The organism is Nitratireductor sp. ATLC21, assembly GCF_057196525.1.
This window is the reverse complement of sequence record NZ_JBXUOU010000001.1, coordinates 909,850-922,514: the sequence shown is the minus strand read 5'-3', so window position 1 is coordinate 922,514 and position 12,665 is coordinate 909,850. Positions and strand designations below refer to the sequence as shown.

The 12,665-nt window shown below is 61.7% G+C and carries 10 protein-coding genes; all 10 read left to right on the top strand.

The features are described from left to right. Window position 1: 1 nt before the first annotated feature. The 10 genes from murG (at window position 2) to recN (ending at window position 12,623) form a co-directional block, all read left to right on the top strand. Window positions 2–1,126 (top strand): undecaprenyldiphospho-muramoylpentapeptide beta-N-acetylglucosaminyltransferase, encoded by a 1,125-nt coding sequence (gene murG / locus AC2CHD_RS04510; RefSeq protein ID WP_484552724.1) that lies wholly within the window; start codon window positions 2–4, stop codon window positions 1,124–1,126. Beyond that, window positions 1,123–2,526 (top strand): UDP-N-acetylmuramate--L-alanine ligase, encoded by a 1,404-nt coding sequence (murC, locus tag AC2CHD_RS04505; RefSeq protein ID WP_484552723.1) that lies wholly within the window; start codon window positions 1,123–1,125, stop codon window positions 2,524–2,526. Before murG ends, murC begins: the two co-directional genes overlap by 4 nt. Further along, window positions 2,523–3,485 (top strand): UDP-N-acetylmuramate dehydrogenase, encoded by a 963-nt coding sequence (gene murB, locus AC2CHD_RS04500; protein WP_484552722.1) that lies wholly within the window; start codon window positions 2,523–2,525, stop codon window positions 3,483–3,485. Before murC ends, murB begins: the two co-directional genes overlap by 4 nt. A gap of 306 nt (window positions 3,486–3,791) precedes the next feature. Then, entirely contained in the window at window positions 3,792–4,718 is a 927-nt protein-coding gene (locus tag AC2CHD_RS04495) for a D-alanine--D-alanine ligase (RefSeq protein WP_484552721.1), read from the top strand. Further along, window positions 4,706–5,626, top strand: a complete 921-nt coding sequence (locus tag AC2CHD_RS04490; protein WP_484552720.1) for a cell division protein FtsQ/DivIB — start codon at window positions 4,706–4,708, stop codon at window positions 5,624–5,626. The genes AC2CHD_RS04495 and AC2CHD_RS04490 overlap by 13 nt, the downstream gene beginning before the upstream one ends. Continuing rightward, window positions 5,623–6,939: a cell division protein FtsA gene (ftsA, locus tag AC2CHD_RS04485; protein ID WP_484552719.1), complete on the top strand. Its 1,317-nt coding sequence runs from the start codon at window positions 5,623–5,625 to the stop codon at window positions 6,937–6,939. The genes AC2CHD_RS04490 and ftsA overlap by 4 nt, the downstream gene beginning before the upstream one ends. A 66-nt stretch (window positions 6,940–7,005) precedes the next feature. Next, window positions 7,006–8,712, top strand: coding sequence for a cell division protein FtsZ (gene ftsZ / locus AC2CHD_RS04480; RefSeq protein ID WP_484552718.1), 1,707 nt, complete (start codon window positions 7,006–7,008; stop codon window positions 8,710–8,712). A gap of 276 nt (window positions 8,713–8,988) precedes the next feature. Then, window positions 8,989–9,927 (top strand): UDP-3-O-acyl-N-acetylglucosamine deacetylase, encoded by a 939-nt coding sequence (gene lpxC / locus AC2CHD_RS04475; protein WP_229448893.1) that lies wholly within the window; start codon window positions 8,989–8,991, stop codon window positions 9,925–9,927. Window positions 9,928–10,098: 171 nt separating this feature from the next. Then, window positions 10,099–10,941 carry an outer membrane protein assembly factor BamD gene (locus AC2CHD_RS04470; protein ID WP_370633360.1) on the top strand — a complete coding sequence of 281 codons (843 nt, stop codon included), beginning with the start codon at window positions 10,099–10,101 and terminating at the stop codon, window positions 10,939–10,941. Between the two features lie 8 nt (window positions 10,942–10,949). After that, complete coding sequence (recN, locus tag AC2CHD_RS04465; protein ID WP_484553216.1) at window positions 10,950–12,623, top strand: DNA repair protein RecN; 1,674 nt, start codon at window positions 10,950–10,952, stop codon at window positions 12,621–12,623. Window positions 12,624–12,665: the final 42 nt, after the last annotated feature.

Below are 12,665 nucleotides of genomic sequence, written 5' to 3'. Positions count from 1 at the left end.
TATGAAACGTGGCACGATCCTTCTTGCCGCCGGTGGGACCGGCGGTCATCTCTTTCCGGCTGAAGCGCTGGCACATGCGCTACACGCGCGTGGGTGGCAGGTGCATCTGGCGACAGACAAGCGGGCAGCGCGCTTCTCCGGCGATTTCCCCGCCGAGGAAACCCATGTCATTGAGAGCGCCACATTCGGTTCGAAAAACCCGGTTGCGCTTCTGAAAGCGGGCTGGACCATCTGGCGTGGCGTCAAGCAGGCCTCGGCGCTGATGCAGCGGCTGAAGCCTGCTGCGGTGGTCGGTTTTGGCGGATATCCCACTCTCCCCCCGCTCTGGGCGGCGACGCGAAGAGGTATTCCCGCGTTGATCCATGAGCAGAATGCCGTGATGGGACGTGCCAACAAGGCGCTGGCATCGCGTGTGGAGGCCATTGCCGGTGGCTTTCTGGCCGATGAGGGACCGTTTGCCGACAAGATTTTCATGACGGGCAATCCGGTCCGTCCGGCAGTTATTGAGGCGGCTGGCGAGGCTTACCGAGCGGCAGATTCGCAGGACGCATTTCGTTTGCTTGTTTTTGGCGGCAGCCAGGGGGCGCAGTTTTTTTCCGACGCCATCCCTGCTGCAATCGCGAAGCTCGCGCCGAAGCAAATCAAACGCCTTCGCGTCACTCAACAGGCGCGACCGGAAGACGAAGCGGAAGTTCGTGCCGCTTATGACAAGCTTGGTGTGCCGGCAGAGGTTTCGACATTTTTCAACGACATGGCGCGGCGCATTGCCGAGAGCCATCTGGTGATATCGCGTTCGGGTGCCTCGACCGTTTCTGAGATTGCAGCGATTGGCCGACCGGCCTTTCTGGTGCCATACCCACATGCGCTCGATCACGATCAGGCAGCCAATGCAGCAGCGCTGGAGCGCGCCGGGGGGGCTGAACTCCATCCGCAGGCCACGCTCAGCCCCGAGCGTCTTGCCGAACTGATCGGAGGAGCGATGGAGCAGCCTCAACGCCTCGCCGACATGGCCGCGGCAGCGCATGGCGTGGGTAAAACGAATGCGGGCACGTTGCTTGCAGACCTCGTTGAGGCTATTGCCTCCGGCCAATCTGCCAAATCAGTGAAAGAAGGAAGCCACGCATGAAAATGCCGGAGACGATCGGAACCGTGCACTTCGTCGGCATCGGCGGCATCGGCATGAGTGGTATCGCGGAAGCTCTGCATACGCTGGGGTACCAGGTGCAAGGGTCGGATCAGGCCGAAAATCCCAATGTTGTGCGTTTGCGCGAGAAGGGTATCGAGGTTTTCGTGGGACATGCCGCCGAAAATCTCGGGGAGGCCGAGGTCATTGTGGTCTCGACGGCCATCAAGAAGAACAACCCGGAACTCGTGGCCGCGCGTGAAAAACACCTTCCGATCGTGCGTCGCGCGGAAATGCTGGCCGAACTGATGCGATTTCGCCAGGCGGTTGCCATTGGAGGAACGCACGGCAAGACCACAACCACTTCGATGGTGGCTGCCCTGTTCGATGCAGGTGGATTCGATCCGACAGTCATCAATGGCGGCATCATCAATGCCTACGGCACCAATGCCCGGATGGGCGAGGGCGACTGGATGGTGGTGGAGGCCGATGAAAGCGATGGAAGCTTCCTGAAGCTGCCCGCGGAGATTGCCGTCATCACCAATATCGATCCGGAGCATCTCGATCATTATGGTGATTTCGACAAATTGCGCGCTGCGTTTCGCCAGTTTGTCGAGAACGTACCGTTTTATGGCTTTGCTGCCATGTGTATCGACCACGCCGAAGTTCAGGCGCTTGTTGGGCGGATCGAGGATCGCCGGGTGGTCACTTACGGCGAAAACCCGCAGTCGGATGTGCGCTTTTCCAATCACCGGATGGATGGGCCGGTTTCCGTGTTTGACGTGACCTTCCGCGATCGCAAGACGGGTGGCACGGAAACGCTCGAAGGACTGCGCCTGCCCATGCCCGGAAAACACAATGTTTCGAACGCGACGGCGGCGATTGCCGTGGCGCATGAACTGGGCATCGACCATGAGGCGATCCGGACAGGCCTTGCGGGCTTTGGCGGCGTTAAACGCCGTTTCACGCTCACAGGAAACTGGAACGGCGTGAGCGTTTTCGACGATTATGGGCATCACCCGGTGGAGATCCGTGCGGTTCTGAGAGCCGCTCGGGAAGCATGCAAGGGGCGTATTCTCGCCATTGCTCAGCCGCACCGTTATTCGCGCCTGCACGATCTCTACGATGATTTTGCGGCTTGCTTCAACGAGGCCGACAAAGTGTTGATTGCCCCGGTCTATGCTGCCGGTGAAGACCCGATCGAAGGCGTGTCGTCCGAGGCGCTGGTGGCACGGATTCGTGCGGCCGGACATCGGGACGTTGCCCATATCGAGGGACCGGAGGCGGTGGAACCCATAGTACGGAGCTGGGCGGAAGAGGGCGATTTCATTGTCTATCTGGGCGCCGGCAACATCACGCAATGGGCCTATGCGCTTCCTGACGAACTGGGGGCGAATGGATGAGTGGGGCCGCTCTGCTCGACCGTCTCGGGGATCGTCTGTCGGGGCTGCGGGGGCGTCTGACACCCGACGCCGGCATGGACAAGATCACCTGGTTTCGCGCTGGCGGGCCTGCTGACGCGCTGTTTCAGCCCGCTGATGAAGAGGATCTGGCTGCCTTCCTGAAGGCGGTGCCGGAAGACATTCCGGTGACCATGGTGGGGATCGGTTCGAACCTGCTTGTGCGCGAAGGTGGCATTCGTGGTTTTGTGGTGCGCCTGTCGGCCAAGGGATTCGGCCAGGCGGAGATCGTTTCCGATACGCAAATCCGAGCCGGAGCGGCCATCCCCGACAAGCGGCTCGCAGCAGCAGCGCTGGAGGCGGGCATCGGTGGTTTTCACTTCTATCACGGCATACCCGGCGGACTGGGTGGGGCGCTGCGCATGAATGCGGGCGCCAATGGCGTCGAGACCAGGGAGCGGGTCGTGGAAGTGCGCGCGCTCGACCGGAACGGCGACCTGCACGTCTTCTCGAACGCCGATATGGGATACGACTACCGCCATTCCTCGGTGCCAAAAGATCTGATCTTCACCTCCGCCCTGATGGAGGGCTACCCCGAAGACCGGGAGACGATCCAGAAAGAGATGGATGCGGTGCAGCACCATCGCGAGACCGTGCAGCCGGTGCGCGAGAAGACGGGTGGTTCGACATTCAAGAACCCTCCCGGCACATCGGCCTGGAAGGAAGTCGACAAGGCCGGATGCCGCGGGCTTACCATCGGCGGTGCGCAGATGTCGCCCATGCACTGCAATTTCATGATCAACACGGGTACGGCGAGCGGGTACGATCTCGAGTATCTCGGTGAAACGGTCCGGGCGCGCGTGCTTGAGCATTCAGGGATTCGCCTGGAGTGGGAGATCAAACGCATCGGCGAATTCAGGCCGGGGCGCGAGATCGATCCGCTGTTGGGGCAAATGCTCTGAGGATGAAACCAGGCCTGCGCATGAGGCGGGTTCTGTTCCGATCGTGAGGCCCTTCATTCGTGTCGTGTCAAGTTGCGCGGCAGGGGTGTTCGCGTTCACAAAGTGTAAAATTTTCAGAAAATTGAATCTTCGGGAATCTCAAGCCCTTGCCATGGAATCAAACCTCTGATTCTTTGGCTCATAAGTAATCACTGATTTGAGTCGCGGCGTTCGGGTCGGGGGCTTTCCTAATCGAGGAGGTCTCACTCGGCCAATGCAGCTTATCGCCCAAAATTCTGGGCGGCCGGACAAGGGGGTAGCCGGACCATGAAGAGAAAGAACGTTGCCGTGCTTATGGGAGGTTTTTCCTCTGAACGGCCCGTCAGTCTTTCTTCCGGCTCTGCCTGTGCCGATGCTCTCGAGGTTGAGGGATATGCCGTCACGCGCGTCGATGTCGGGCGCAATGTGGCGCGTGTCCTGTCCGAGCTCAACCCGGATGTCGCCTTCAATGCCCTGCATGGCCCGTTCGGCGAGGACGGGGCGATCCAGGGGATTCTCGAATATCTCGACATTCCCTACACGCATTCGGGCGTGCTTGCATCCGCATTGGCCATGGACAAACAGCTCGCCAAGACGGTGGCGAAGGCTGAGGGTATTCCCGTTGCCGATGCGCTGGTGGTGAACCGTTTCGAGATCGGCAACGAGCACCCCATGGCGCCGCCCTATGTGGTGAAACCCGTCAATGAGGGGTCGAGTTTCGGTGTGGTCATTGTCACCGAAGGGCAGAGCAATCCGCCGCAGATCATCGGGTCCACCGAGTGGCAATACGGCGAGCGCGTGATGGTGGAGCGCTACATTGCGGGGCGTGAATTCACCTGCGCGGTGATGGGGGATCGGGTGCTTGGCATCGCGGAGATCATTCCGGTTGGGCACGCCTTTTACGATTACGATTCAAAATACGTTCCGGGCGGCTCAAAACACGAATGCCCGGCAAAACTTTCACCAAATATTTACCAAAAAATAGAAACACTGGCCCTTAAGGCACACAAGGCTATTGGCTGCCGGGGCGTGTCCCGGTCCGACTTCCGTTTCGACGATCGCAAATCCGATGATGGGGAGCTTGTCTGGTTGGAGGTGAACACGCAGCCCGGCATGACGCCAACCTCTCTGGTGCCCGAGATCGCCGCTGCGGCGGGAATTGGGTTTGGTGAATTGTTGAGTTGGATTGTGGAGGACGCCTCGTGTTCTCGCTGACGTCATCTCAAGCCGGGACTGGCCGGAGCGGCGGACGCTTTCGCGCAGGCGACATCGTATTGCCGCGCTGGCTGCGTCGTCCGGCGCGTTTCATGCACAGGGTCAACGCAGGCGAAGTCGAGGCGCCGCGCTACGGCGCGACGATCGCGACCGCCGTGCTGCTTAGTGCGACGGCGGTATACGGGACGCTGGCTGGCGGGCATCTGCCGCAGGTTCTGCAGAGCGTTACCGCGCGGACGGGACTTGCAATCGCACAGGTCCATGTGGTCGGAAATGAGGAAACCTCGGAGATCGATGTTCTGCAGGAGGTCGGTCTGAACGGCTGGACGGCTCTGGTGGGCTTCAATGCCGAGGATGCCAGGCAACGTCTTTCCGGTCTGCCCTGGGTCGAGGGTGTTGCCGTGCGCAAGGTCTACCCGGCCACGCTCGAAGTGGACATCACCGAGAAGAAGGCCTTTGCGATCTGGCAGCACGGCAATGAGCTGTCGCTGATCGAAAAGGATGGCTCCGTGATCGCGCCGTTCGATGGTGGTCGGTATACGACGCTGCCGATGGTGATCGGCGTCGGCGCGCGCGAGGCGGGGCCTGAATTCATTGCCAAAGTCGCCAGGCATCCCTCCATCGCGAACGAGGTGCGGGCCTATATCCGCGTGGGGGACAGGCGCTGGGATTTGCGGCTTAAGAATGGCGTTACCGTGAAGCTGCCCGAGAAGAACGAGGCGCTGACGCTGGCGACGCTCGCCGCCCTTGATCGCAAGAACGGTCTTCTGTCGCGCGAAATCACTTCGGTGGACATGCGGCTGCCCGATCGTATGGCGATCGGTCTTTCGGAAGAAGCTGCCAAGGCGCACCAGGACGCGATGCGTGAGCGCTACAAGACGCGAATTGCAGACGGGGCGCAGATATGAGCTGGTTATCAGATCCCAAAAAGGGTGCTGCCCGCCGCTCCGGCATCATCACCGTGCTTGATGTCGGGTCGAGCAAGGTCTGCTGCATCATCGCCAGGCTGATGCCGGCGGAAGAGGGGCGGGCACTGCGCCATCGCACGCATCGTGTGAAGGTCATCGGCATTGGCCATCAGCAATCGCAGGGCATGAAGTCGGGCGTGATCGTCGATCTCGACCGGGCCGAGGAGGCGATTCGGCTGGCTGTGGATGCGGCCGAGCGCATGGCGGGGCTGACCGTGGATTCGCTGATCGTCAACGTGTCGGCGGGGCGGCTGCGCAGCGAGACGATCTCGGCGTCGATCAATCTTGGCGGTCACGAAGTCGCCCAGTCCGACATCAACCGCGTTCTCGCGGCTGGTGCGCGGCAGGGGCTGGAGACCGAGCGCGAGGTGGTGCACTCGCTGGCGACGGGGTTCAGCCTCGATGCCGAGCGCGGCATTCGCGATCCGCGCGGCATGGTCGGTTCCGAACTCGGTGTCGACATGCACATCCTGACAGCCGATGCGGCGCCGCTGCGCAATCTGGAGCTTTGCATCAACCGCTCGCATCTTTCGGTCGAGCGCATGGTGGCAACGCCCTATGCGAGCGGCCTGGCGGCACTGGTGGACGACGAGGCGCAGATGGGCGCGGCCTGCATCGACATGGGCGGCGGCACGACGACGATCTCCGTTTTCGCAGAAGGGAAATTCGTGTGGGCCGATGCGCTGCCGGTGGGTGGCAATCATGTGACGATGGATCTGGTGCGTGGGCTGTCGGCGCGGCTCGAGGATGCGGAGCGGCTGAAGGTGATGCACGGTTCGGCGCTGATCTCTTCGAGCGACGACAGGGATATCGTTTCCATCCACCCGATGGGGGCGGATCCAAGTGAACAACCGATACAGGTGCCGCGCGCGGTGATGACAAGGATCATCCGCGCGCGCATCGAAGAAACGCTGGAGATGGTGCGCGACAAGCTCAACCGCTCCGGCTATGGCGGCCTTGTGGGGCGCCGCGTTGTGCTTACGGGCGGGGCAAGCCAGCTTGTTGGTCTGCCCGAGGCAACCCGGCGGCTGTTTGGGCGCAATGTCAGGCTCGGGCGTCCGCTCGGCGTGGCGGGGCTGCCCGAAGCGGCCAAGGGAGCGGCTTTTTCCGCATCCGTGGGGCTGTTGATTTATCCGCAGGTGGCGGAATTCGAGAACCGTGGCCGCGGCGGCAAGAGCGGCATATTCACTCGCGCGACCGGCACTGGCGGCCGGTTCCAGCGCGTCAGCCAATGGCTGAAAAGCAACTTCTAGCGGGGGCGCGCCCCAAATGACGACCGCGGCGGCGAGGCGGCGGCAAAGGCGGAAAGGACGAGGACAATGACTATCAATCTGCAGAAGCCGGATATTACCGAGCTGAAGCCACGCATCACCGTGTTCGGTGTCGGGGGCGGGGGCGGCAATGCCGTCAACAACATGATCAATGCTGGCCTGCGGGGCGTCGAGTTTGTCGTCGCCAATACCGACGCACAGGCGCTGACCCAGTCCAAAGCCGAGCGCCTGATCCAGCTTGGTGCTGCCGTGACCGAAGGACTGGGTGCCGGTTCGCAGCCGGAAGTTGGAAAGGCCGCCGCCGAAGAATGCATCGACGAGCTGGTCGATCACCTGTCCTCGACCCATATGTGCTTCGTGACCGCCGGCATGGGCGGTGGTACCGGCACCGGTGCTGCGCCCGTCGTGGCACGCGCTGCCCGCGAAAAGGGTATTCTGACCGTTGGCGTCGTCACCAAGCCGTTCCACTTCGAAGGCCAGCGCCGCATGAAGACGGCGGAAGCCGGCATCGAGGAACTGCAGAAGTGCGTCGACACGCTCATTGTCATTCCGAACCAGAACCTCTTCCGCATCGCCAATGACAAAACCACCTTCGCCGACGCTTTTGCGATGGCGGACCAGGTGCTCTATTCGGGCGTTGCATGCATCACAGACCTGATGGTCAAGGAAGGCCTGATCAACCTCGACTTCGCCGACGTCCGTTCGGTGATGCGCGAGATGGGCAAAGCCATGATGGGCACGGGTGAGGCTTCCGGCGAGGGCCGTGCAATGGCCGCTGCCGAAGCTGCCATCGCCAACCCGCTGCTGGACGAAAGCTCCATGAAGGGCGCGCGCGGCCTTCTGATCTCGATTACCGGCGGACGCGACCTGACCCTGTTCGAGGTGGACGAGGCAGCAACCCGCATCCGCGAGGAAGTGGACCCGGACGCGAACATCATTCTCGGCGCGACTTTCGACGAAGATCTCGAAGGCGTTATCCGCGTCTCCGTCGTGGCAACCGGTATCGACAAGTCCGCTGCCGAAATTTCTGCCCCCGCCACGGCAACGCGTACCATGCAGCCACCTCGGACCATTGAGGCGCAGCGTCCGGCAGCGGCTGCTGTTGAGGCGAAGCCGCAGCCTGCCTCTGACCTGGTGGCGGAAGCCATTCGTCAGGCTGAGCGTACGAATTCGGAGCCTGCTTCGGCGCCAGCTGCAACACCCGCTGCTGCACCTGCTGCCACCCAGGCTGCACGTCCGGCCATGAGCAATGGCGGCTTCCAGCCGCAGAGCTCGCTCTTCCGTACTGCTCAGCCCGTACAGCCGGCTCCGCGCGCCGCTGCACCTGCACCCAAGCCGGTCCAGCCAGCCCCTGTGGCTGAACACACCGAGCCACAGCCGCAGATGCGGGTTCAGGAGGAGCAGGTTTCCGCTCCCCGGATGCCGCGCGTTGAAGATTTCCCCCCGGTGGTGAAGGCCGAGATGGAAGCAAAGACGCAGGAGCATGAAGACCGTGGGCCGATGGGGCTTATCAAACGTCTCACTCACGGGCTGTCCCGTCGTGACGGCGACCAAGGCTATGCCGAGCAGCCCCGCGAGCCGAAACTGCGCCAAGCTGCTCCTCAGCCGCGTCGCGCCCCGGAGAGTGAAGGCCAGCTCTATGCACCGCGCCAGGGGCGTCTGGATGAGCACGGCCGGCTCACGACCCAGACTCGGAGTGCCCAGGAAGAGGATCACCTGGAGATTCCCGCGTTTCTTCGCCGGCAAGCCAACTAGGCGAGAAACTCTGTTACAAACGTTGATCGGGGGGATGCGACGCATCCCCCTTTTTTGTTAAAATTCAGTAAATAATTCAAAAAGTTATAAGACACTCGTATTTTTCTTATGCCGTAACATGAAGTAAGAAAGCGTGATTTGGAGTCTGTATTGCGCGACATTATCTTTCGTTGCGAATAACGGTGGGGTGTGGGACGCATTTTGGGGGTGTCGTCCTGAAACGTTGGACAAGCCGGCGCTGAGAGGCGCGGCCTCGAAGAGCTCACGGGGACCATTTTGCTCGAATATCAGACGACACTCAAAGCACGCTGCTCTCTGTCGGGCATCGGTGTTCATAGCGGCAAGCCGGTCTCCATTCACTTTTCCCCTGCTGAGCCAGATACTGGTATCGTTTTTCAACGCATCGATGAGGCTGGCACTGGCCGTGTGATTCGCGCGCTTGCTTCCGAGGTTTGCCAAACCGACCTATGCACCGCCCTTGGTGACGCGCGCGGCGAATCCGTCGCCACGGTTGAGCATCTTATGGCCGCTCTTCTGGCTGTCGGAATTGACAATGTGGTCATCGAGATCGATGGCAGCGAAGTGCCTGTTCTCGACGGCAGTGCGATCGGCTTCGTGGATGCCTTTGAACAGGCCGGTATCGCCACACTTTCCGTCAAGCGCCGGTATATCCGCGTCGTGAAGCCCGTTCGCATCGACAATGGCGGTTCCTGGGCCGAGTTTCGCCCCTATGACGGCACACGCTTTGAGGTCGAAATCGACTTCGAGACCCCGGCAATCGGTCGTCAGTCGCTCAGTCTTGACCTGAACGCTGAGAATTTCCGCCAGGAGGTCGCGCGCGCGCGCACGTTCGGTTTCATCAAGGATGTCGAGCGCCTTTGGGCTGCAGGCTATGCCCTGGGTTCCTCGCTTGAGAACTCGGTCGTGATCGGTGAGGACCACAAGGTCATCAACATGGAAGGCCTGCGTTATCCCAATGAGTTCGTGCGCCACAAGATGCTCGACGCGGTTGGCGATCTCGCTCTGGCCGGTGCTCGGTTTATCGGCTGCTTTCGTTCCTATCGTGGCGGGCACCGGCTCAATGCGGCGGCGCTGCGGCACCTTCTGACCGATCGCTCTGCTTATGAGATCGTTGAGACCACGCGGCGTGAGCAGGGGCGTCGGGCCGAGATGGTGGCTGTGAGTGCGCCGGTTTATGCGCCCTGGACGCTCTGAACTGCGTTTTTCTGCTGCATTTGCGAACGGGCTTTCCTGCTGAAACGCCACAAAATTGTACGATTGGCAGGCAATAGCGTTGCCGCGTGGCGGTCATATGCTCTATGACTGCGTTCCGAAATTGATTTTCCGTTTGCGAGAGGCGAAATGCGTTCAACTTTTGTTGCCGGCATGACCAGGACAGGCAAGGTGGCCGTTACCGCGGCTTCGGTGCTTGGCGTTTCGCTTCTTCTTGCTGCGTGCAATGCCGAGAAAGACCTGGATCTATCGACCTATGTCGAGCAGACGGATCCGGCGGATGTGCTTTACAATCAGGCGCTGGCGAACATGAATGCCGGTCGTCTGAAGGAGGCAAGCGCCAAGTTCGAGTCCATCGATCGGCAGCATCCCTATTCCGAGTATGCCCGCAAGGCGATGGTGATGAACACATTCGCCAATTACCGGCAGGGCAAATATGACGAGGCGATCAACGGCGGCAAGCGCTACGTTGCCCTTTACCCGACCACGGAAGATGCGGCCTATGCGCAATATCTTGTGGGGCTCAGCTATTTCCGCCAGATTCGGGACGTGACCCAGGATCAGCGGGAAGCACGCCGTACGCTTGAAGCGATGGAAGAAGTCGTGCAGCGCTGGCCGGATTCGGAATATGTCGAGGACGCGCAGGCCAAGATCCGCTTTGCGCGCGATCAGCTCGCCGGCAAGGAAATGCAGATCGGGCGCTATTACCTCGAACGGCGTGAATATGTTGCCGCCGTGCGGCGTTTCCGTGGTGTTGTGGAAACCTATCCGAACACACGCCATGTCGAAGAGGCGCTGGCGCGCCTGACGGAGTCCTATTACGCCATGGGACTTGTTTCGGAAGCGCAGACGGCCGCCGCTGTCCTTGGGCATAACTTCCCGGATAGCGACTGGTACAAGGACTCCTACGCCCTTCTGCAGTCTGGCGGACTGGAACCGCGTGAGAACACCGGTTCGTGGATCTCCAAGGCTGGGGCGGCGATTCTGGGCGGCTGACCCGAACCATGCTGTCTCACCTGTCGATCCGCGATATCGTCCTGATTGAACGCCTCGACATGGATTTCTCCGGAGGGCTCTCGGTGCTCACCGGTGAAACCGGTGCGGGCAAATCCATTCTTCTTGATTCTCTTTCGCTCGCGCTTGGCGGGCGCGGTGATGCATCTCTGGTGCGCCATGGCGCCGATCAGGGGCAGGTGATCGCCGTTTTCGACCTGCCGGCCTCGCACCCTGTGCGCGCCCTGCTGGCTGAGAACGCGATCGACGATGAGGGCGATATCATTCTGCGTCGCGTGCAGAGCGCGGACGGGCGCACGCGTGTCTTCATCAACGATCAGCCTTCCAGCGTGGCGCTGATGCGCCAGGTGGGACGTCAGCTGGTGGAAATTCACGGCCAGCACGACGAGCGCGCGCTGGTGGATGCGGGAATCCACCGGGACCTTCTCGATGCATTTGGCGGGCATGGCGAGGCTGTTGCGCGCGTGCGGCTTGCATGGCGCGATCTGCGCAAATGCGAACAGGAGCTGGCGCGGCACAGGGCGCGTGTGGAAGCGGCTGCGCGAGAGGCCGATTTTCTGAGGGCTTCGGTGGAGGAGCTTTCCAAGCTCGATCCGCGCCCGGATGAAGAGGCGATGCTCGCCGAAGAGCGCGCAGGCATGATGCGGGCCGAGAAAATCGCCAGCGATATTTCCGACGCGCAGGAGGTTCTCTCCGGCAACGCGTCGCCGGTCTCGCAACTTTCCAGCCTGTTGCGGCGCTTGCAGCGTAAGGCGGAGGATGCGCCGGGTCTGCTCGACGGGATCATCGAGCCGCTTGATTCGGCGCTTCTTTCGCTCGACGCAGCGCAATCGGCCGTGGACGAGGCGATGCGGGCGACGGAATTCGATCCAAAACGCCTTGAGGACACCGAAGAGCGGCTCTTTGCCCTACGTGCCGCAGCCCGCAAGCACAATGTTCAGGTGGATGATCTGGCCGAACTATGTGCGCGCATGGTGGGCGATCTGGATGAACTGGATGCCGGCGAGGAACGGCTGGCAGTGCTGGAGCAGGACGCGAAGGTGGCAGTCGCGACCTATGACGCGGCGGCGGCGGAGCTTTCGCAATTGCGCCGCGAGACGGCGGCCGCACTCAGCAAGGCGGTGATGGCCGAACTGCCGGCACTGAAGCTGGAGCGGGCAGAGTTCATCGTTGAGATCGCGACGGAGGCCGATGACCGTGGCGAAGACGGCATCGACCATGTGGAGTTCTGGGTGCGCACCAACCCCGGGACACGCGCGGGGCCGATGATGAAGGTTGCCTCCGGCGGCGAGCTTTCGCGCTTTCTGCTCGCGCTCAAGGTGGTGCTGGCCGATCGGGGCTCGGCACCGACACTTGTGTTCGACGAAATCGATACGGGCGTAGGCGGCGCGGTGGCCGATGCCATCGGCCAGCGGCTTGCGCGGCTCTCCGAGCGCATTCAGGTGCTCTCGGTGACCCATGCGCCACAGGTGGCCGCGCGCGCGGGCACACATTATCTGATCGCCAAGAGCGGCGGCACCGACCGGGTTGCGACCGGGGTTTCGGTGATGGACACGGATGCGCGCCAGGAAGAGATCGCAAGGATGCTGGCCGGCGCCACCGTGACGGACGAGGCGCGCGCTGCCGCCCAGCGCCTGCTGCAGGGAAGCCGGGTCGCCTCCTGACGGTTTCTGTTCACGGCACCATGGCCGGCCTTGTCAGTAGGG